General features: G+C 73.3%; 15 protein-coding genes and 3 pseudogenes. 6 read left to right on the top strand and 12 right to left on the bottom strand.

Annotation, left to right across the window (positions count from 1 at the left end; genetic code table 11):
* Window positions 1–30 precede the first annotated feature (30 nt).
* Window positions 31–1,334: pseudogene (locus tag BJF77_RS12650) on the top strand (cation:proton antiporter).
* A gap of 18 nt (window positions 1,335–1,352) precedes the next feature.
* Here BJF77_RS12650 and BJF77_RS12645 read toward each other — a convergent pair.
* Window positions 1,353–3,304: pseudogene (locus BJF77_RS12645) on the bottom strand (AMP-binding protein).
* A gap of 218 nt (window positions 3,305–3,522) precedes the next feature.
* Here BJF77_RS12645 and BJF77_RS12640 point away from each other — a divergent pair.
* From BJF77_RS12640 to BJF77_RS12625, 4 genes are read left to right on the top strand one after another with little or no spacing between them, the layout of a single operon-like run.
* Window positions 3,523–4,203: a GntR family transcriptional regulator gene (locus BJF77_RS12640; protein WP_047802972.1), complete on the top strand. Its 681-nt coding sequence runs from the start codon at window positions 3,523–3,525 to the stop codon at window positions 4,201–4,203.
* A gap of 60 nt (window positions 4,204–4,263) precedes the next feature.
* Window positions 4,264–5,784, top strand: coding sequence for an MmgE/PrpD family protein (locus BJF77_RS12635; protein WP_047802973.1), 1,521 nt, complete (start codon window positions 4,264–4,266; stop codon window positions 5,782–5,784).
* 2 nt (window positions 5,785–5,786) lie between these two features.
* Window positions 5,787–6,695: a methylisocitrate lyase gene (prpB, locus tag BJF77_RS12630; RefSeq protein ID WP_047802974.1), complete on the top strand. Its 909-nt coding sequence runs from the start codon at window positions 5,787–5,789 to the stop codon at window positions 6,693–6,695.
* A gap of 35 nt (window positions 6,696–6,730) precedes the next feature.
* A complete protein-coding gene (locus BJF77_RS12625; RefSeq protein WP_075872394.1) occupies window positions 6,731–7,894 on the top strand; it encodes a bifunctional 2-methylcitrate synthase/citrate synthase in 1,164 nt (387 codons plus the stop codon).
* Window positions 7,895–8,017: 123 nt separating this feature from the next.
* Here BJF77_RS12625 and BJF77_RS12620 read toward each other — a convergent pair whose 3' ends face one another.
* The 10 genes and pseudogenes from BJF77_RS12620 to BJF77_RS12575 form a co-directional block, all read right to left on the bottom strand.
* On the bottom strand, window positions 8,018–8,962 hold the full coding sequence (locus tag BJF77_RS12620; protein ID WP_369821408.1) for a site-specific tyrosine recombinase XerD: 945 nt from the start codon (window positions 8,960–8,962) through the stop codon (window positions 8,018–8,020).
* 227 nt (window positions 8,963–9,189) lie between these two features.
* Entirely contained in the window at window positions 9,190–9,843 is a 654-nt protein-coding gene (locus tag BJF77_RS12615) for an NUDIX hydrolase (protein WP_047802976.1), read from the bottom strand.
* Between the two features lie 132 nt (window positions 9,844–9,975).
* Complete coding sequence (locus BJF77_RS12610; protein WP_075872393.1) at window positions 9,976–11,700, bottom strand: CTP synthase; 1,725 nt, start codon at window positions 11,698–11,700, stop codon at window positions 9,976–9,978.
* Between the two features lie 86 nt (window positions 11,701–11,786).
* Window positions 11,787–13,498: pseudogene (gene recN, locus BJF77_RS12605) on the bottom strand (DNA repair protein RecN).
* Complete coding sequence (locus tag BJF77_RS12600; RefSeq protein ID WP_075872392.1) at window positions 13,499–14,563, bottom strand: NAD kinase; 1,065 nt, start codon at window positions 14,561–14,563, stop codon at window positions 13,499–13,501.
* A gap of 122 nt (window positions 14,564–14,685) precedes the next feature.
* A complete protein-coding gene (locus BJF77_RS12595; RefSeq protein ID WP_075872391.1) occupies window positions 14,686–15,441 on the bottom strand; it encodes a TlyA family RNA methyltransferase in 756 nt (251 codons plus the stop codon).
* The gene (locus tag BJF77_RS12590; RefSeq protein ID WP_139318567.1) at window positions 15,438–15,662 is read right to left on the bottom strand and encodes a hypothetical protein; all 225 of its coding nucleotides are present in this window, start codon (window positions 15,660–15,662) and stop codon (window positions 15,438–15,440) included. Before BJF77_RS12590 ends, BJF77_RS12595 begins: the two co-directional genes overlap by 4 nt.
* Window positions 15,659–16,663 carry an HAD-IIA family hydrolase gene (locus BJF77_RS12585; RefSeq protein WP_047802982.1) on the bottom strand — a complete coding sequence of 335 codons (1,005 nt, stop codon included), beginning with the start codon at window positions 16,661–16,663 and terminating at the stop codon, window positions 15,659–15,661. Before BJF77_RS12585 ends, BJF77_RS12590 begins: the two co-directional genes overlap by 4 nt.
* The gene (locus BJF77_RS20840; protein WP_075872390.1) at window positions 16,656–17,627 is read right to left on the bottom strand and encodes a hypothetical protein; all 972 of its coding nucleotides are present in this window, start codon (window positions 17,625–17,627) and stop codon (window positions 16,656–16,658) included. Before BJF77_RS20840 ends, BJF77_RS12585 begins: the two co-directional genes overlap by 8 nt.
* A 145-nt stretch (window positions 17,628–17,772) precedes the next feature.
* A complete protein-coding gene (locus tag BJF77_RS12575; RefSeq protein WP_075872389.1) occupies window positions 17,773–18,315 on the bottom strand; it encodes a hypothetical protein in 543 nt (180 codons plus the stop codon).
* A 316-nt stretch (window positions 18,316–18,631) separates the two neighbouring features.
* Between BJF77_RS12575 and BJF77_RS12570 the strand changes: the two genes are divergently transcribed.
* The gene (locus BJF77_RS12570; RefSeq protein ID WP_075872388.1) at window positions 18,632–19,864 is read left to right on the top strand and encodes a dicarboxylate/amino acid:cation symporter; all 1,233 of its coding nucleotides are present in this window, start codon (window positions 18,632–18,634) and stop codon (window positions 19,862–19,864) included.
* Between the two features lie 78 nt (window positions 19,865–19,942).
* Here the strand turns inward: BJF77_RS12570 and BJF77_RS12565 are convergent, their stop codons facing one another.
* Complete coding sequence (locus BJF77_RS12565) at window positions 19,943–20,416, bottom strand: GyrI-like domain-containing protein (protein ID WP_075872387.1); 474 nt, start codon at window positions 20,414–20,416, stop codon at window positions 19,943–19,945.
* Between the last annotated feature and the right edge of the window lie 137 nt (window positions 20,417–20,553).

The raw sequence follows: 20,553 nt of genomic DNA, 5'->3' as shown, positions 1-20,553 counted from the left end.
GACCCCATCCCCCGAAGGAACGAGGTCCTGGTGTTCGACGCCCCGAGCCTGATGTTCGCCGCCGCCGGTCTGGCCGTGTTCGCCGCCGCGCTGCTGCCGCGGCTGCTGATGCGCGCCCCCGTCTCGATGCCCATGGTCTTCCTGGGCACCGGCCTGGCCGTCTTCTCCGTGGCGGAGAACCTCCCGGACCCGGACCCGGTGGCCTACAGCGACATCACCGTCCACCTCAGCGAGATCTGCGTCATCGTGTCCCTGATGGGCGCCGGCCTGGCCCTGGACCGCCCCCTGGGACGCGTGCGGTGGGCCACCACCTGGCGTCTGCTGGGCGTCGTCATGCCGCTGTGCCTCGTCGGGCTGACCCTGCTCGGGTGGTCGGTGCTGGGGCTGAGCCTGGCCGGGGCCGTGCTCGTCGCCGCGGCCCTGGCCCCCACCGATCCCGTCCTGGCGTCCGAGGTCCAGGTCGGGCAGCCCTCGGAGGCCCAGGACGACCTCGACGGGGAGGACGAGGTGCGCTTCGGCCTCACCTCCGAGGCGGGCCTCAACGACGGACTCGCCTTCCCGTTCGTGTACCTCGCCGTGGCCCTCAGCGTCGTGGGGACCGCGCCGGCGGCGTGGCTGCCGCACTTCCTCCTCGTGGACGTCGCCTGGCGGATCGCGGTCGGATGCCTCGCCGGCTACCTCGTGGGCAGGCTGCTGGGGCGGGTCTTCTTCCGCTCCCCGGTCGAGAGCATCCGCCTGGCTCCCACTCCGAGGGCTTCGTGGCGCTCGCGGCGACCTTCCTCACCTACGGCCTCACCGAGATGGTGGAGGGCTACGGCTTCGTCGCCGTGTTCGTGTGCGCGCTCACCATCCGCGCCGGTGAGCGGGCCCACGGCTACCACGGCGTGCTGCATAGCTACATCGAGCAGCTCGAGCGCCTGCTCACGGTGGTGGTGCTCGTGCTGCTGGGCGGGGCCGTCGCCCGGGGCCTGCTGGCCGGCCTCAGCTGGTCCGAGGTCATGGTCGCCGCGGCCTTCCTCCTGCTCGTGCGGCCCGTCGCCGGGTGGATCGGCCTGGCCCGGGGCCGCACCGGCCCGTGGGAGCGCTGCGTCATCGCCTTCTTCGGCGTCCGCGGCATCGGCTCCGTCTACTACCTCGGCTACGCCCTGTCCGAGGGGGACTTCGCCGCCGAGGACCAGATGCTGTGGCGGATCGTGGGGCTGGTGATCGTCATGTCGGTCGTCCTCCACGGCGTCACCGCCGGACCCGGCATGGCCCTGCTCGACCGCGCCCGGCGGCGCAGGGCCGTGCGCGAGACCGGGACGGAGGCCGCCGCCCCCAGCACCCCCGTCTGAGCGGGGCCGCGCCGGTCCTCAGCCGGCGCGCGGGGGGCGCAGCACGCCCTCGAGGGCCTCCAGCACGGTGGAGTCCTCGATCGTGGAGGGCACCGTGTAGTCCTCGCCGTCCGCGATCTGCCGCATGGTCTTGCGCAGGATCTTGCCCGAACGGGTCTTGGGCAGCCCCTCCACGACCGCCACGTCCTTGAAGTCGGCGACCGCCCCGATCTGCCGGCGCACCAGCGCCACCAGCTCGTCCCGCAGCCGCTCCTCCGGCACCTCCACGCCGGACTTGAGCACCACATAGCCGGCCGGACGCTGGCCCTTGAGCGGATCGGCCACCCCGATCACCGCGCACTCGGCCACGGCGGGGTGCGAGGCCAGGACCTGCTCCATCGCGCCGGTGGAGAGCCGGTGACCGGACACGTTGATCACGTCGTCGGTGCGCCCCATGACGTAGACGTAGCCGTCCTCGTCGACGTGGCCGGAGTCACCGGTCGCGTAGTAGCCCGGGAAGGCCGTGAGGTAGGAGTCCACGAAGCGCCGGTCGTCGCCCCACAGCGTGGTCAGGGTTCCCGGGGGCAGCGGCAGGCGCAGGGCGATGTTGCCCTCCTCGCCGGTCGCGACCGGCTGCCCCAGCGGGTCCAGCACCTCCACCCGGTAGCCGGGCACCGGCACGGACGGCGAACCGGGCTTCAGGGGCAGGCGCTCGATCCCGAAGGGATTCGCGCAGATCGCCCACCCCGTCTCCGTCTGCCACCAGTGGTCGACCACCGGCACGCCCAGCACCCGGGAGGCCCAGCCGTAGGTCTCCGGGTCCAGCCGCTCCCCCGCCACGAACAGCGCCTGCAGGGAGCCGATGTCGTGCCGGCGCACCAGCTCGCCCTCGGGGTCCGCCCGGCGGATGGCGCGCAGGGCCGTGGGGGCGGTGAAGAGGACCTTCACGCCGTGGTCCTCCACGCGCCGCCAGAACGCGCCGGCGTCCGGGGTGCCCACCGGCTTGCCCTCGTAGAGCACGGTCGTCGCACCGGCGAGCAGCGGGCCGTAGACGATGTAGGAGTGCCCCACCACCCATCCCACGTCGGAGGCGTCCACATCACCTCGCCGGGGCCGACGTCGTAGATGTGGCGCATGGACCAGGTCATGGCCACCGCGTGCCCGCCGTTGTCGCGGACCACGCCCTTCGGGGCGCCGGTGGTCCCCGAGGTGTAGAGGACGTACAGCGGGTCGGTGGCCGCCACGGGCACCGGCGCCGCGGGTTCGGCGCCCTCCACGGCGGCGTCCCAGCCCAGCCACTCGATCGCGGGCTGCTCGCCGTGCCCGGCCCGTTCCCTGGCCTGCTCCACGGTGGTCTCGAAGCCGGGGCGCTCGTGCACGACCACCGTGCCGGGCTCGTGCCGGGCCAGCCGCAGGGCCTCCTCGATCGCGGGGATGTACTCGATCCGCCGCCTGGGCTCCAGCCCGCCGGTCGTGGTCACCACCACCCGGGGCCGCGAGTCGTCGATCCGTGCGGCCAGCTCCTTCGGGGCGAACCCCCCGAAGACCACGGAGTGCACGGCGCCCAGGCGGGCGCAGGCGAGCATCGCCACGGCGGCCTGCGGGATCATCGGCAGGTACACCAGCACCCGGTCCCCGCGGCCCACCCCCCGCGCCGCGAGCGCACCGGCGAACAGCGCGACCTCGTCGCGCAGCCTGGCGTAGCTGTAGCGCTCCTGGACGCCCAGCAGCGCGGAGTCGTAGACCAGCGCCGTGCGCTCGCCGTGGCCGGCCTCCACGTGCCGGTCGAGGGCGTTGTAGGAGGTGTTGAGCTCACCGTCCGGGAACCAGCGATAGAGCGGGGCCATGGCCGCGTCGAGGGCCACGGTGGGCTCGCGCGTCCAGTCGACGGCCCGGGCCGCCTCGAGCCAGAACCGCTCCGGGTCCCGGACGCTGCGGCGGTAGACCTCCGCGTAGTCCTCGGCCTGCGTGGTCTGCTGCTCGGTGCTCATGGGTCCTCCCGGGGCGTCACGGTCCTGGCGGCCACCCTAGTGGCCCAGATCACAGACGACAAGATTCGTGTATACATCAACGCGTCAATATCGGAGCACGACGGGAATCCCTGGCCTGTGGGTCACGAATGTGTATACACTGACGAGGACGTGTGAGGTCGGTCACCGAAGGTCCCTGCCGATTCGCCGGCCGGGGCCGCAGAAGCGAGGAGAGAGCCGTGCGCGCCAGCGACCGCGCCTACGAGGCACTGCGGGAGGACATCGTCGAGTGGCGGCTGCTCCCGGGCCAGGTGCTGGGCGAGGTGGAGCAGTCGGAGCGGTTCGGCATCTCCCGCACCCCCATCCGGGAGGCGCTGAGCAGGCTCACCGCCGACGGGCTCGCCGAGGCCCACCGGGGCCGCGGTGTGGTGGTCTCCCAGGTCTCGCTCGAGGACGTCCGCGCCCTGTTCGAGCTGCGCGAGGCCCTCGACTGCCGGGCCGCCCGGCTGGCGGCCCGGCGCCGGGACCCCGCCGAGTTCCAGCGTCTGGCCACGGAGCTCGAGAGGTGCGTGGACCGGCTCCACGGCCCGAGCACCGACGACCGCTCCGCCTACTACGAGCTCGTGGAGCGCATGGACCGGGCCGTCGACGACGCCACGGCCAACCCGTACCTCACCGCCGCCCAGCGGTCCCTGCGGCTGCACCTGGCGCGCGTGCGCAAGCTCTCCCGGACCAATCCGTCCCGCCTGGCGCGCGCCGCCGCCGAGCACGCCCAGATCGCGCGCGCCATCGCGGAGGGCTCCGAGGAGCTGGCGGAGGCCGCCACCCGGGTGCACCTGGCCAACTCGCTGCACGCGGTCCTGACCACCCCCGTCCGCGAGTGGGTCCAGCCCGCTCCCCCGCTCGACGCCGCCGGCTGAGCGGCGGGCCCGACCACCGTCCGCGCCCGGCCACCGTCCGTCCCCACGAGAGGAACCTCCATGACCGTCATTCATTCCGTGCACGTCCACCCGTCCGCCGACAACCTGCCCCGGCAGGACCAGCTGGCCTGGAAGATGGCGGAGGTCGCCGCGGACCCGGTCGCGGTGAGCGAGGAGGTGACCGAGATGGTGATCAACCGCATCCTGGACAACGCCTCGGTGGCGATCGCCTCCCTGAACCGGGACCCCATCGTCTCGGCCCGGGACCAGGCGGCCGCCCACGCCCCGACCCCCGGCGGGTCCGGGTCCGCCCTGTACGGGGCGGACGCCGCGGCCACCAAGGTCTCCCCGGAGTGGGCGGCCTGGGCCAACGGGGTGGCGGTGCGCGAGCTCGACTACCACGACACGTTCCTGGCCGCGGAGTACTCCCACCCCGGCGACAACATCCCGCCGATCCTGGCCGTGGCCCAGCACGTGGGCGCCACCGGGGCCGATCTGGTGCGCGGGATCGCCACCGGCTACGAGCTGCAGGTCGACCTGGTGAAGGCCATCTGCCTGCACCGGCACAAGATCGACCACGTCGCCCACCTGGGCCCGTCCGCGGCCGCGGGGATCGGCACCCTGCTGGGCCTTCCGGTGGAGACGATCTTCCACGCGATCGGCCAGGGCCTGCACACCACCACCGCCACCCGCCAGTCCCGCAAGGGCGAGATCTCCACCTGGAAGGCGCACGCCCCGGCCTTCGCGGGAAAGATGGCCGTGGAGGCCGTGGACCGCGCGATGCGCGGGCAGACCTCCCCCACCCCCATCTACGAGGGCGAGGACGGGGTGATCGCCTGGCTGCTGGACGGCCCCGACGCCTCCTACGAGGTCCCGCTGCCGGCCCCGGGCGAGGCCAAGGCCGCGATCCTGGACACCTATACCAAGGAGCACTCGGCGGAGTACCAGGCCCAGGCCTGGATCGACCTGGCCCGGAAGCTGCACCGGGAGCGGCCTGAGCTGGCCGATCCGGCGCGGATCGCCTCGGTGGTGCTGCACACCTCCCACCACACCCACTACGTGATCGGCTCCGGGGCCAACGACCCGCAGAAGTACGACCCGGCCGCCACCCGGGAGACCCTCGACCACTCGATCCCCTACATCTTCACCGTGGCGCTGCAGGACGGGGCGTGGCACCACGTGGACTCCTACGCCCCCGCCCGGGCCTCCCGGCCCGACACCGTCGAGCTGTGGCGGAGGGTCACCACCGCCGAGGACGCGGAGTGGACCCGCCGCTACCACTCCCTGGACCCGGCCGAGAAGGCCTTCGGCGGCCGGGCCGAGATCACCCTCACGGACGGGTCCACCGTGGTCGAGGAGATCGCGGTGGCCGACGCCCACCCGTTGGGCGCCCGCCCGTTCGCCCGCGCGCAGTACGTCACCAAGCTCCGCACCCTGGCGGCCGGGATCGTCGCCGACGCCGAGCTGGACCGATTCATCGCCGCCGCCGAGAACCTGCGCGAGCTCGGCCCCGGGGAGCTCGACGCCCTCAACGTCACCGCGGACGTGGACCTGGCCACCGGCACGAAGGGAATCTTCTGAGCATGCTGTTCTCCACCACCACTCCCGAGGCCAAGCGCGTCGCCCTGCGGCAGATGCTCACCGGCCCGCGCATCGCCCGGTTCCCGGGCGCGTACACCCCGCTGTCCACGAAGCTGATCGCCGAGCAGGGCTTCGACGGCGTCTACATCTCCGGGGCCGTGCTGGCAAACGAGCTCGGCTTCCCCGACATCGGCCTGACCGCCCTGCCCGAGGTCGCCGCCCGGGCCGGGCAGATCGCCCGGCTCACCGACCTGCCCGCGATCGTGGACGCCGACACCGGCTTCGGCGAGCCGATGAACGTGGCCCGCACCGTGCAGGAGCTCGAGAACGCCGGGCTGGCCGGGTGCCACATCGAGGACCAGTTCAACCCCAAGCGCTGCGGCCACCTGGACGGGAAGTCCGTGGTGGACCTGGCCACCGCCACGAAGCGGATCCGCGCCGCGACCGAGGCCCGCCGGGACCCGAACTTCCTGGTCATGGCCCGCACCGACATCCGCGGCGTGGAGGACCTCGCCGCGGCCACCGACCGGGCCAAGGCCCTCGTGGACGCCGGGGCGGACGCCATCTTCCCCGAGGCGATGGCCGACCTGAGCGAGTTCGCCGCGATGCGGGCGGCGGTGGACGTGCCGATCCTGGCGAACATGACCGAGTTCGGGAAGTCGCAGCTGTTCACCGCCGCCCAGCTCGAGGAGGTGGGCGTGAACATGGTCATCTACCCGGTCACCCTGATGCGCTCCGCCCTGGGCGCCATGGAGCGGGTGCTGGCCACGATCGCCGCGGACGGCACCCAGCAGGCCGCCGTGCCCGAGATGCTCACTCGCGCCCGGCTCTACGAGCTGGTGGACTACCACGGGTACAACCAGTTCGACGCCGGCGTCTTCGACTTCGAGGTGCCCGGCCTGCACCACTGACCGGACCGACCGCACGACACGAGAAGGAGACCACCATGACCGAGACCCAGAGCGAGGTCCGCAAGGGACTGGCCGGCGTCGTCGCCGACTACACGGCCGTGTCCAAGGTCAATCCGGAGACCAACTCCCTGCTCTACCGCGGCTATCCCGTCCAGGAACTGGCCGCGAACTGCTCCTTCGAGCAGGTCGCCCTGCTGCTGTGGAACGGTGAGCTGCCCACGGAGGCGGAGCTGGCGGAGTTCACGGCCCGGGAGCGGGCGCACCGGGCGCTGACCCCCGAGCTGACGGCGATCATCGACGCCCTGCCCACCACCTGCCACCCCATGGACGTCTGCCGCACCGCGGCCTCCGTCCTGGGCGCCCAGGACCCCGAGGCCGAGGACTCCTCCCCGGAGGCCAACCTGCGCAAGGCGCAGAAGCTGTTCGCGGCGATGCCGGCGGTGGTGTGCTACGACCAGCGGCGCCGGCGCGGCCAGGAGCCGGTGCCCCCGCGCGAGGACCTCGGCTACTCGGCCAACTTCCTGTGGATGGCCTTCGGCGAGGAGGCCGACCCTGCGGTGGTCGAGGCGTTCGACGTCTCGATGATCCTCTACGCCGAGCACTCCTTCAACGCCTCGACCTTCACCGCCCGGGTGGTCACCTCGACGCTGTCGGACCTGCACTCGGCGGTCACCGCGGCGATCGGCGCGCTGAAGGGGCCGCTGCACGGCGGGGCCAACGAGGCGGTGATGGAGACGTTCGAGGAGCTGGGCATCCGCACGGAGGAGTCCGCCGCCGAGGCCGAGGCCCGCGCCAAGGCCTGGATGGACGACGCCCTGGCCGCGAAGAAGAAGGTCATGGGCTTCGGCCACCGCGTCTACAAGCACGGCGACTCCCGGGTGCCGACCATGAAGGCGGCCCTGGACGCGATGGTGGCCCACTACGGCCGCGACGAGCTGCTGGGCCTGTACAACGGCCTGGAGAAGTCCATGGACGAGGCGAAGGGCATCAAGCCCAACCTCGACTACCCGGCCGGGCCGACCTACTGGCTGATGGGCTTCGACATCCCCACCTTCACCCCGCTGTTCGTCGCCGCCCGCATCACGGGCTGGACCGCCCACATCATGGAACAGGTGGCCGCCAACTCCCTGATCCGGCCGCTGTCCGAGTACAACGGCCCCGACGAGCGGCATCTGCCCGGCGACCGGGCCGCTCAGTAGGCGAGCGCCGGCGGGTCCCCGTGCCGTGCCCCGGCGCGGAGACCCGCCGGGGAGTCCGTGCCGGCGGCCAGGTGCCTGTCCACGGACTCGCGGCCGCGCGGGACGGGTGGCGCGGCGGGCACGCTACAGGGCGCGCGGGTGGGCGGCGGCGTAGACCTCCCGCAGGGACTCCACGGTGACCAGCGTGTACACCTGCGTGGTGCTGACGGAGGCGTGGCCGAGCAGCTCCTGGACCACGCGCAGGTCCGCGCCGCCCTCCAGCAGGTGGGTCGCGAAGGAGTGGCGCAGCGTGTGGGGGGTGATCCGGTCTCCCAGCCCGGCGCGCTCGGCCGCCGTGCGCACCGTGGTCCAGGCCGTCTGCCGGCTGATCCGCCCGCCGCGGGCGTTGAGGAAGAGGGCGGGGGTGCCTCGCCCCTTCGCCGCGAGCGCCGGCCGGCCCCGGACGAGCCACTCGTCCACGGCGCGCACCGCCCAGGACCCCAGGGGGACCATCCGCTCCTTGCCCCCCTTGCCGAACAGCCGCACGAACGGCATCGCGCCGCCGTCTTCCTCGGGCTGCCCGGTGTTCCGCACGGCCCGGGACAGGTCGTCGACGTCGAGGGCCGTGGCCTCCGAGATCCGGGCGCCGGTCGAGTAGAGGATCTCCAGCAGGGCGCGGTCGCGCAGCTGCTGGGGCGTCTCGGTGCCGGTCGACTCCAGCAGCGCCGTGACCTGCTCGACGGGCACGGCCTTGGGCAGGCGCATGCCCGGCGTGGGCGGCTGGACGGGGGCGGCGGGATCCGTGCGCGTGAGGCCCTCCAGCGCCCAGAAGCGGTGGGCGCCCCGGACCGCCACCAGGCAGCGGGCGGCGCTGCGCGTGCTCAGCGGCGCCCGGCCCGGCGCCCCGGCCGAGACCGTGCGCAGGAAGTCCTGGACGTGTCCCGTCCCGATGCCCCGCAGGGTGGTCACCGGCGGGTCCGTGTGCTCCTGGAGGTGCTCGGTGTAGCGGTGCAGGTCCCGCCGGTACGCCGCGAGGGTGTTGGCGGCCAGGCCCCGCTCCACGGCGAGGTGCTGCAGGTAGCGCTCCACGGCCCGCTCCAGCGCGCCACCGGGTGCCGGACCCGGCGCCGCGGGGGACCCGGATCCGGGTCCCGCACCGGGCCCGGGACGGGGGCGCCGCCCCCTCCTCCGGGGCGGACGCCCCACCGGACCCGGGATCGGACTCCGCGCCGGATCCGGAGCGAGCTCCGGGAGCGACACCCCGCCGGGCCCGGGCTCGGGCGCCGGACGGGGGGGCCGGCCGGCCGGGGGCTGGGTCACCGCAGGTCGGGGTGGCCGGGCCACGGGGTGTCGGCCGGGCGCAGGGAGCGGTAGCCGTCGGCGCGGGCGGCGTGCACGGCGAGCAGGCCGACCACCGCCGCGGGTGAGTTCAGCCGGCCCTCGAGGACGGCCCGCACGGCGGCGTCGAGCGGCACCCAGGCGCCGTGGATCTCCGCCTCCTCACCGTCGCGCTCGTGGAGCTCGGCCTCGGGGACCTCGCTCGGCCCGCGGGCCAGGAAGATCCGGTTGGCCTCCGAGGACGAGCCGGGACTGTTGTGGAAGTCCACCAGGACGTCCCACTGCTCCGCCCTCAGGTCGGCCTCCTCCGCCAGCTCCCGCTGGGCCGCCGCGGCGGGGTCCTCGCCGTCGACGTCGAGCAGGCCGGCGGGGATCTCCCACATGGTCATCCCGACGGGACGACGGTACTGGTTGATCAGCAGCACCCGGTCGTCGTCGTCGAGCACCAGCACGGACACCGCGCCCGGGTGGGTGATGTAGTCGCGCCGGAGCGGGTCGGTGCCCTGGGACAGCTCGAACTCGTCGCGCTGCACGTTCCAGATGAAGCCCTCGTAGACCGTCTCGGAGGCCACCGTGCGGCGGTCGCTGGGCCGGTCCGAGATCTCCTCGGGGGCGAGCTGTCGGATGTCCATGGGGTCCTTCCGGGTCGGCCGCCCCGCACGGGTCGGCGGGGACGAGGGGTCTGGCGGGGACGGCGCAGGCGCCGCGCCCCGGTGGGGACACGGCGCCTGCGCCGGGCGGCCCGTGGCGCACGGGCCGGGGCCTCAGCGGCCCTCGGCCTCCCGGCGCTCGAGCGCCGCCTTGACGAGGCCGTCGAACAGCGGGTGCGGGCGGGTCGGGCGGGACATGAGCTCGGGGTGCGCCTGGGTGCCCACGTAGTAGGGGTGCACGTCGGCGGGCAGCTCCACGAACTCCACGAGGGTGCCGTTCGGCGAGGTCCCCGAGATCACCAGTCCGGCCTGCTCCAGGCCCTCCCGGTACTCGTTGTTGACCTCGTAGCGGTGGCGGTGGCGCTCCTTGACGGTGGTGGAGCCGTAGGCGCCGGCCACCACGGACCCGTCGCGCAGCCGTGCGTCGTAGAGGCCCAGCCGCATGGTGCCGCCGAGGTCCCCGGCGCCCTCCACGAACTGCTTCTGCTCGTCCATGGTCGCCACGACCGGGAACGCGGTGTCCGGCTCGAACTCGGTGGAGGACGCCCCGGCGAGACCGAGCTCGGTGCGGGCGTACTCGATCACCATGCACTGCAGGCCCAGGCACAGGCCCAGGGTGGGGATGCGGTGCTCGCGGGCGAAGCGCAGGGTGCCCAGCTTGCCCTCGATGCCGCGGATGCCGAACCCGCCCGGGACGCAGATGGCGTCCACGTCGCCCAGTTCCCGCTGGGCGCCCTCGGGGGTCTCGCACAGGTCGGAGGCGACCCACTTGATCTTCACCCGCGCGTCGTTGGCGAAGCCGCCCGCCCGCAGGGCCTCCGAGACGGAGAGGTAGGCGTCCGGCAGGTCGATGTACTTGCCCACCATGGCCACCGTGACGAAGTGGGACGGCTCGTGCACGGCCTTCAGCAGCCGGTCCCACTGCCCCAGGTCGGCGTCCTGGTAGTCCAGACCGAGGTAGTCGAGGATGTAGGTGTCCAGTCCCTGGGAGTGCAGGGTCTTGGGGATGTCGTAGATGCTCGGGGCGTCCGGGCAGGAGATCACCGCGTCGTGGTCGACGTCGCAGGCGTTGCCGATCTTGCGCAGCATCGTGTCCGGGACCTGCCGGTCGGAGCGCAGCACGAGCGCGTCGGGCTGGATCCCGAGCCCGCGCAGGGCGGCCACGGAGTGCTGGGTGGGCTTGGTCTTGAGCTCGCCGGAGGGCCCGATGTAGGGGATCAGGGACACGTGCAGGTAGAACACGTGGCGGCGGCCGACGTCCTGGCGGACCTGGCGGGCGGCCTCGATGAAGGGCTGGGACTCGATGTCGCCGACCGTGCCGCCGATCTCGGTGATGATGATGTCCGGCTGGTCGTCGTCCTGCGCGCGGCGGCGCATCCGGTTCTTCAGCTCGTCGGTGATGTGCGGGATGACCTGCACGGTGTCGCCGAGGTACTCGCCGCGACGCTCCTTGGCGATGACCGTGGAGTACACCTGTCCGGTGGTCACGTTCGCCGAGGCGTCGAGGTTCTCGTCGAGGAAGCGTTCGTAGTGGCCGATGTCGAGGTCGGTCTCCGCCCCGTCGTCGGTCACGAAGACCTCACCGTGCTGGAAGGGGTTCATGGTGCCCGGATCGACGTTGAGGTACGGATCCAGCTTCTGCATCGTCACGGACAGCCCCCGTGCCCGCAGCAGCATCCCGAGGGAGGAGGCGGTCAGGCCCTTGCCGAGGGAGGAGGCGACGCCGCCCGTCACGAAGATCTGACGGGTCACCTTGCCCGGTCGCTGGTTTTCGGTCTGCTGTGCGCCGGCCACGTGGGCGGCTTCGTTTGCATTCACCACGGAATTCGACCCTATCATTCTTGCCCCTGCGGGACACCGGTTGCGTGCTGCGGATCACCGTGCGGCCGGCCGCGCGTGCGGCGGCCTCCGGACGGGCGACGGGCTCAGAGCTGCGCGTCGCGGACGAGCTCGCGGGCGTGCTCGCGCGCCGCCGCGGAGTCCTCGTGACCCGCGAGCATGCGGGCCAGCTCCACCACGCGCTCCTCCTCGTCCAGCACGCGCACGTCGCTGACGGTGGAGTCCCGGCTCTTGGTGACGAGGATGTGCTGGTCCGCGAAGGCGGCCACCTGCGGCAGGTGCGTCACCACGAGGACCTGGACGTGCTGGGCCAGCATCTTCAGCCGGCGCCCGATCTCCACGGCCGCCTTGCCGCCCACGCCCGAGTCCACCTCGTCGAAGACGAACGTGGGCACGGGGTCGACCGCGGCGAGGACCACCTCGATGGCGAGCATCAGCCGGGACAGCTCACCGCCGGAGGCGCCCTTGCCGAGGGGCCGCGGGGCGGCACCGGCGTGGGGCTTCAGCAGGAACGCGATCTCGTCCCGGCCGTGGCCGGAGAACTCCTCGGTGGGCTCCACCTCGATGACCAGGGAGGCGTTGGGCATCGCCAGGGCCGTGAGCTCGGCGCTGACGGCCTCGGAGAGCCGGTGCGCGGCGTCCTGCCGCCGCTCGGTCATCCGCGCGGCCAGCTCGCTCAGCCCGGCGTGCAGCTGCTCGAGGCGACCGCGCAGCTCCTGCTCCCGGGCGGGGTCGTCGGTGAGCTCGTCGAGCCGGGTCCGCGAGCGCTGCGCCCACTCGAGGACCTCGTCCACCGTGGCCCCGTACTTGCGGGTGAGCGCCTTCAGCTTGGCCCGGCGGGCCTCGACCTCGGCCAGGCGGGCCGGTCCCTCGTCGTCGAGTCCGGACGCGTAGCCGGAGAGGTCCGCGGCGATGTCGTTGACGAGCACGGCCAGCTCGGCGACCCGGCCCGCGAGCTCCTCCAGGTCGCGGTCCGAGCCCGCCTCCTGGTCCAGGGCCCGGTGCGCGGCGGCGATGAGCGCGGTCGCGTCCGCGCTGTCGCCGTCGGAGAACTCCCCGCCGCTCAGGGCCGCGTGCGCGGTCAGCGCCGCGGCGCGCAGCTGTTCCAGGTTGGTGAGCTTCTGGCTCTCCTGGTCGAGCCGCTCGTCCTCGCCGGGCTCGGGGTCCACCGCGTCGATCTCCTCGAGGGCGCCCTGCAGGGTCTGGGCCTCGAGGGCGCGTTCCCGGCCGTGCTCGGTGACCTCCCGCAGGGTCTGCTGCACGGTGCGGTACTCGGCGAGCAGCTCCCGGTAGCGCCGCAGGTCGGCCGCGAGCTCCTCCCCCGCGTACTGGTCGAGGGCGTGGCGCTGGGCGGCCGCCGACTTCAGCCGCAGCTGGTCGGACTGCCCGTGCACCGCCACGAGGGTCTGCCCCACGGCCGAGAGCGTGCCCACGGGGGCGGAGCGGCCCCCGACGTGGGCCCGGCTGCGGCCCTCCGCCGTCACCGTGCGCGCCACGGTGACCAGGGCCTCGTCCGCGTCGCCGACGGGCTCGACGTCGACGGCTCCGCCGGCGTCCTCGACGAGTGCCGCGGCCGGGTGCCCCGCCGGGACCCGCACCACCGCCTCGGCGACGGCGCGCGGGGCCCCGAGCGCACGGCCCCGGCGTCGGAGCGGTTGCCGAGCAGCATCCCCAGCGCGGTGACCACCATGGTCTTGCCCGCGCCGGTCTCACCCGAGAGGATGCTCAGCCCCGGTCCGAGCGGCAGCACGGCGTCGGTGATGACGCCGAGGTCGTGGATGTGGATCTCCTCGATCATTCAGTCGGCCTCCGTCCTCTCGGGCGCGCTCCCGAGGGTCGCAGGGTCCGGGTCGTGGGGCATCTCGTGGCCCACCGTGGACTTCGGCAGCTCGGCCACCCGGCCCGCGCCGTCGGCGCCGACGGTGGACAGGGCGGCGGTCCGGGCCGCGGTCGTCTCCTGCGGGGGCACCGGTCCGCGCCAGCCCGTCGTGGGGAGCTCGAACTTCCGGACCAGCCGCTCGGAGAAGGGCGTGCGGTGCATCCGGGCGAGGTTGACCGCCTTCGGCGAGCGCACCACCTCGATCCGGGACCCGGGCGGCAGCTCGGTGGTCCGCCGGCCGTCGCACCACAGCACCCCCCGGGCGTCCGTGCGGGTGAGGACCTCCACGGCCATCATCGAGTTCGGGGAGATCACCAGCGGCCGGGCGAACAGGGCGTGGGCGCTCAGCGGGACGAGGAGCAGCGCCTCGACCTCCGGCCACACGACGGGCCCGCCCGCGGAGAACGCGTAGGCGGTGGAGCCGGTGGGGGTGGCCAGCACCACGCCGTCGCACCCGAAGGTGCTCAGGGGCCGCCGGTCCACCTCGACGACCACCTCGATCATCTTCTCGCGGTCGCCCTTCTCCACCGAGGCCTCGTTCAGCGCCCAGGTGTGCAGCACCTTCTTCTGGTCCTGCCACACGGTGACGTCGATGGTCATGCGCTGCTCCACCGTGTAGCGCCCGTCCACGATCGCCTCGACGGACTCGGCGAGGTCCGAGCGCTCGCTCTCGGCGAGGAAGCCGACGTGGCCGAGGTTCACGCCCAGCAGCGGGGTGTCCACGCTGCGCACCAGCTCGGCGGCCCGGAGGATGGACCCGTCCCCGCCGAGCACCATGACCAGCTCGATCTCCCGCAGCGAGACGTCCTCCTCGATGACCTCCACGGGCACGAGGGGCACCCCGTCCTCCTGGAGCGCCTCGAGGTCGGTGCGCGAGATCACCGGCACCAGACCGGCGTCGTGGAGCTGGAGGCAGGAGTCGCGCGCGGCGTCCTTGGCCTCCTGCCGGCCCATGTGGGCCATGACCAGGATCTTCCGGCTCACAGGATCCTCCCGTTCTGGGCTGCTCGGTGCACGCGGGCGTCGTCGGAACCGGGACCGGCCCGTGCTGCGCGCCGTGCCCGGGACCGGGCACCGCTCACCACCCTACGCGAGGGCGTGGACAGTCAGGGCGTGGCGCCCTCCACGTTCCGGCGGCACCACAGGAAGAACTCGTGGTTGCCGTCCTGACCGGGCAGCGGGCTGCGCTCCCGGCCCAGGACCGCGAGCCCGTGGGCGCGTGCGGCGGCGGCCACGGCGTCGACAGCCCGGGCCCGTTCCTGCTCGCTGGTGACCACGCCGGTGCGGGCGAGCCGGTCGGCGCCGACCTCGAACTGCGGCTTGACCATGAGCACCAGGTCACCGCCGGGCACGGTGGCGGCGGCCAGGGGGGCGACCACCAGGGTCAGCGAGATGAAGGAGAGGTCGCACACCGTCAGCTGGGCCGGGCCGCCGATGTCCTCGGGGCGCATCCAGCGCACGTTCGTGCCCTCGAACACCCGGACCCGGTCGTCCTGCCGCAGCGCGGGCACGAGCTGGTCGTGGCCGACGTCCACGGCGACCACCTCCCGGGCCCCGGCCCGCAGCAGCACGTCGGTGAAGCCCCCGGTGGAGGCGCCGGCGTCGAGGCACCGCCTGCCCGCCACGGTGATGTCCGGAAAGGCGGTCAGCGCGCCGGCCAGCTTGTGCCCCGCGCGGCTGACGTAGTCGGGGCCGTCCGCGGGCCGCACCTCCAGCCGGTCGCCGGCGCCCACACGGACGGAGGCCTTGGTGGCCGGCTCGCCGTTCACCAGCACCCTGCCCTCGGCGATCCAGCGGGCGGCCACGGTGCGGGAGCGGGCGAGCTCCCGGGTGGTCAGCTCCAGGTCCAGGCGCGCGCTCACCGGGACCCGCTCTGCTCCTGCCCCGCCTGCCGGCCGGGGACCAGTCCGGCCGGGACGGTCCCCGGCTCGGCGTTGAGCTCGGCGACGAGGTCGGCGTGCAGCTCCTCGTAGCGGCCGGGGTGCTCCGCGACGGGCAGCGCGTCCAGCTCCGCGGCCCGCTCGAGCACGGCGTCCACACGGTCGTGACCCGTCGGGGACGTCGTGCCGGCGTCGGAGCTCACGTCGCGGCCTCCCACTCCAGGACCGGGGCCACGGGTGCCTCCGCGTCGGGGTGCGCGGCCCACCAGGCCCCGCACGCGGCTCGCCACGCATCGAGGTCCTCCCGGGACCCTCGGATCCGCACCCGGGCGCCGTCCGTCTCGGCGGTCGCCGCCCCGCAGCGCGCCCGGTGGCCTCCGGGCGAGGCCGTGACCTCGACCTCCGGACAGGGGGCGAAGAGCTCCTCGAGGGTTCCGACGACGTGGTCGGGCCGCTCCGCGCTGCATGCGGCCAGGATGGTCTCGAGCGTGTCGACGCCGGTGAGCACCGCGACCGTGGCGAACCCGGCGGCGTTGCCGCCCCGGATGTCGGTGTCCAGCCGGTCCCCCAGGACCACGGGCCGAGTGCTGCCCGCGCGCTCGGCGGCGGTGCGGAAGATGGGGGCCTCCGGCTTGCCGGCCACCACCGGTGCCCGGTCGGTGGCGGCGGCGACCGCCGCCACCAGGGTCCCGTTGCCCGGGGCCAGGCCCCGCGCCTGCGGGATGGAGAGATCGGTGTTGGTCGCGACCCACAGCACGTCGGGATCGGCGAGGGTGTAGGACGCCTCGGCCAGCTGCGCCCAGCCGATGCCGGGGTCGAAGCCCTGGATGACGGCACGGGGCTCCTCCTCCTGTGTGCGGACCGGCACGAGCCCCGCGTCAGCGACCACGTCCGAGAGAGCCTGCGACCCCGTCACGAGCACCTTCGTGCCGGCAGGCAGACGCTGCGCGAGCACCTCGGCGCCGGCCTGGGCCGAGCTCGCCACGCCCTCGGGACCCGTGGGCACGCCCAGGTCCGTGAGGTGGGCCGCGACCGCGGCGACGGAGCGGGAGGCGTTGTTCGTCACGTAGATCACGGGCACGCCCTCCGAGGAGATCCGGCGCAGGACCTCCGGCGCCCCCGGGATCGCGTGCGGACCGGCGTAGACGACGCCGTCCAGGTCGCTCAGGACCGCGTCGTAGCGGTCGAGGAGTCGCTCAGACATCCTCGGCACCGCGTTCCTCGCCGTCGTCGGACCGATCGTCCGGGGCGGCACCGTGGTCCTCGGGATCCAGGAGCTCCTCGTCGTCGTCCGGATCCAGATCGTGCTCCGAACCGCCCTCGAAGTCGTCGTCGGGATCCAGATCGCCCTCCGCGGCGCCCTCGGACTCCTCGGACTCCTCGGACTCCTCGTCGGCACCCTCCTCGGCCCCCTCGTCGAGAACGTCGTCGGACTCGTGCTCCGTACTGTCGATCGTGCTGTCGCCGGTGCCGCCGACCGGTTCCTCCCGCAGGCCGGCCCGGGTGTCCTCGGGCACCGCGGCGGCCGCCGTGCCGGCGACGGTCGCGTCCTCCGGGGCGTTCTCCGGCTCGGCCAGGGCGACGCCGTCGGACGGTGCCTGCTCGGTCTCGTCCTCGTCGTCGAAGTCGAGGATCTCCGGCTCGGCGAACTGGCCGAGCCCCAGCGCCGCCTCGGCCACCACGGCCTGTCGGTCCCAGGTGAGCGCCTCGCGTGCCCGGTCGACGCCCCGGAGCGCCTCGGCGTAGGCGCGGAACAGGCGCGGGCTGTAGGAGAAGCCACGGTTCTTGTCGAGCTGCGGGATGCTCAGCGCCTCGACGGCGCCCTGGGCGTCCCCCTGGTCACGGCGCATGCCGGCGAGCACGATGGCGAGCTCGACCCGCTCACTGGTCTCGAGGGACGCGGCGGCCTCGGACGTCGCGAGCTCGACCGCCTTGTCGGTGCGGCCCAGCGCGCGTTCGCAGTCGACCATGAGGGGAAGGTGGATCTCGGCGCCGGTCATCCGGCGGAACGTTCGCAGCTCCTTGAGCGCCAGCGCGTAGTCCCCCGCCTCGTAGGCCGCGATGCCCGTGGCCTCCCGGACGGCGGCAATGCGACCGCCGCGGCGGCCTGCGGCCTGCGCGTGCTCGAGGGCCAGCGCGGGGTCGTCGGACAGGTAGCGGCCTGCCATGACCAGGTGCTTGGCGACGGCCTCGGCGTTGCGGGGCTCCAGGGCCCCCAGCTGGGCGCGGGTCGGCTTGTCCAGCTCCCGTCCCGTGATGTCCTCGTCGATCTCGGGAGCCCGGTGACGGTGCGTGGAGACCTCCGTGCGGTCGTCACGCGACCGCGGTAGCCCTCACCGCGGTCCGGGTAGCCACCACGCCGATCGTCCCTGCGGTCGTCACGCCGGTCACCACGCGGGGCGTAGCCACCGCGACGGTCACCCTGACCCTCGTCACGCCGACCGCGGTAGCCCTCACCATCACGACGAGGCCCACGCTCACCCCGGCCCTCGTCACGCCTCCCCCGGTAGCCCTCACCGCGGTCGGGAGAGCCACCACGCCGATCGTCACGCCGGTCATCGCGCCGGTCACCACGCGGGGCGTACCCGCCCCGACGCTCACCCTGACCCTCGTCACGCCGACCGCGGTAGCCGTCCGTCCGCCCCTCGCCGTCACGACGGGGCCCCCGCTCTCCGGCTCGGGCGTCACGACGCTCGCCCTGACCCGGCCGCTGGTCACGGTAGCCCCCGCGATTCTCGCCCCGGCTGTCACCGCGTCGGTCATCCCGCCGATCACCGCGCGGGGCGTAGCCACCACGGCTCTCACCCTGGCGGTCGTCGCTCCGGCCCCGGAAGCCCTGCGAACGGCTCTCTCCACCGGGTCGTCCAGCGGAACGCTCGCCGTCGCGGGAGAAGCTGCGGCGGGGTGCGCCGCTCGAGCGGTCGCCGTCGCGTCGGGCGCCTGCGCCGGACCGGCGGTCGCCGGAACCGCGGTTCCGGCGATCGCCCTGGGAACCGTGCTGGGAAGACTCGGACACGTACCGCTCCTCTGTGCCGTCCGGAAAGGGCCGGCGCTCGTGGATGTCGAAGGGGACCGCACGCGGGTCCGCCAATTGATCGTCCTCCATTCTAAGGGAGGCCCGCCCGGGCCCTTTGCGGTTCGCCGGGCCTGCTCCGGGACCGATAATTGGCCCATGACCAAGAAACCCCTCACGTCCCACCTGCTGGTGCGCGTGCTCCTCGGCATCGTCCTGGGCATCGCCTGCGGGTTGTTCTTCCCCGAACCGCTCGCACGGGTGTTCCTGACGTTCAACGGCCTGTTCAGCGCCTTCCTCGGCTTCATCGTGCCGCTGCTCATCCTCGGCCTCGTCACCCCTGCCATCGCGGACCTCGGGCGGGGAGCCGGGAAGTGGCTGGGCATCACGGCAGGCATCGCCTATGCGTCCACGGTCTTCTCCGGAGTTCTCGCCTACCTCGTCGCGCGCGGCAGCTACCCCTGGCTGCTGGGCGGGCAGCAGGACGTCAACCCGCTGGCCAACCCGGAGGAGAGCGCGCTCACGGGGTACTTCGTCGTCGAGATGGAGCCCGTCTTCGGTGTCATGACCGCGCTGCTGCTCTCTTTCTGCCTGGGAGTGGGGATCACGCTCATTCCGGGTGACACCCTGCACCGGACCATGGACGACCTCCGGCGGATCATCATGCGGATCGTGGAGCTCGTCATCATTCCGTTGCTCCCCGTCTACATCTTCGGCATGTTCCTGGGCCTCAGCATGACCGGGCAGATCGCCGCCGTCATCTCGACCTTCTTCAAAGTCGTCGTGCTCGCCCTCGTCCTGACGATCGTCCTGCTGCTCGTCCAGTACGGGATCGCCGGCGCCTACGCCCGGCGCAACCCGCTGGTGCTCCTCAAGAACATGCTGCCGGCCTATGCGACGGCCCTGGGCACGTCCTCCTCCGCCGCCTCCATCCCGGTGACCCTCAAGTGCGCCGAGGCCAACGGGGTCAGCAAGCCGGTCGCCGGCTTCGCCGTCCCGCTGTGCGCCACCATCCACCTGGCCGGCTCCACCATGAAGATCGTCCTGTTCTCCCTGGCCATCATGACGATCACCGGGATGCCCGTCGACACCCTGACCTACCTGGGCTTCGTCCTGATGCTGGGCATCACGATGGTGGCGGCCCCCGGCGTCCCCGGCGGGGCCATCATGGCCGCCGTGGGCATCATGCAGAGCATGCTGGGCTTCGACGAGACCGCGGTCGGTCTCATGATCGCCACCTACATCGCCATCGACTCGTTCGGCACGGCGACCAACGTCACGGGCGACGGCGCGATCGCCGTGGTCGTGGACAAGCTCGTCGGCAGGCGCAGCGACGTGCCGGAGATCGGCACGGAGCCGGACGACGCGCGGGTACTCGTCCCCGGGCGCTGACACGCCGTCGCCGTCCACGACCAAGGCCCCGACCACGTGGTCGGGGCCTTGGTCGTACCGTGCAGGTGGAGCCGTCGGTCAGGTCTCCACGGCCCAGTAGAGTTCCGTCACCATGTCCTCGGGATCGTCGCCCGGATGCGGCTCCGTCACGTAGACCTCCCACAGCGGCACGCCGAGGCGCAGGTGCCGCTCCTGCGCCCATGCCCGCAGCTTCTCCCACGACGAGCCCAGCCCGTCGTAGTTGCCGCGGTGCGTGTAGGTCACCGCCCGGGTCGCGGGGATCCGCCCGACGACGACGGACCCCGCCGGCGCCACCTTGTCCTCCAGCGGGAACCCGACCTCGAGCTGGACGACCGGTCCGGGCTCGGAGTGGTAGAGCGACAGAGCCGGCCCGGCTGGGCGGAGCTCACCGCGGTCGATCCGCTGACCCAGCTCGTGGAACGCGGCATCGAAGAACTCCCGCAGCTCGGACATCGGCACCTCCCCCGCCACGACCGCGGTCGTCTGCTCACCCACGTCCACGACCCGTGGTTCCTCGGCATTTTGCCGCATGGCTCCCCCTCGAGACCGTCGGCTCCGTGTTCTCCGACGATAGGCCGACGACGGGCATGGGGAAAGGCCCCGCACCGGTTCCGGGTGGGGGCCTGGGGGGTGTCGGTGGCGCGGGGGCCGGTGCTGTGGGTCGGTGT

This window comes from Kocuria sp. CNJ-770 (assembly GCF_001942375.1).
In the GTDB taxonomy this organism is placed as follows: Bacteria; Actinomycetota; Actinomycetes; order Actinomycetales; family Micrococcaceae; genus Kocuria; species Kocuria oceani.
The sequence above is the reverse complement of the archived record's forward strand: the minus strand, read 5'-3'. Positions and strand labels throughout refer to the sequence as shown.

Bases quoted from the DNA above. Each gene is read 5' to 3' on its own strand.
- prpB (WP_047802974.1), top strand. From the start codon at position 5,787: ATGCTGTTCTCCACCACCACTCCCGAGGCCAAGCGCGTCGCCCTGCGG.
- BJF77_RS12625 (WP_075872394.1), top strand. From the start codon at position 6,731: ATGACCGAGACCCAGAGCGAGGTCCGCAAGGGACTGGCCGGCGTCGTC.
- BJF77_RS12615 (WP_047802976.1), bottom strand. From the start codon at position 9,843: ATGGACATCCGACAGCTCGCCCCCGAGGAGATCTCGGACCGGCCCAGC.
- BJF77_RS12565 (WP_075872387.1), bottom strand. From the start codon at position 20,416: ATGCGGCAAAATGCCGAGGAACCACGGGTCGTGGACGTGGGTGAGCAG.
- BJF77_RS12610 (WP_075872393.1), bottom strand. From the start codon at position 11,700: ATGATAGGGTCGAATTCCGTGGTGAATGCAAACGAAGCCGCCCACGTG.
- BJF77_RS12635 (WP_047802973.1), top strand. From the start codon at position 4,264: ATGACCGTCATTCATTCCGTGCACGTCCACCCGTCCGCCGACAACCTG.
- BJF77_RS12570 (WP_075872388.1), top strand. From the start codon at position 18,632: ATGACCAAGAAACCCCTCACGTCCCACCTGCTGGTGCGCGTGCTCCTC.
- BJF77_RS12585 (WP_047802982.1), bottom strand. From the start codon at position 16,663: ATGTCTGAGCGACTCCTCGACCGCTACGACGCGGTCCTGAGCGACCTG.
- BJF77_RS20840 (WP_075872390.1), bottom strand. From the start codon at position 17,627: ATGGCAGGCCGCTACCTGTCCGACGACCCCGCGCTGGCCCTCGAGCAC.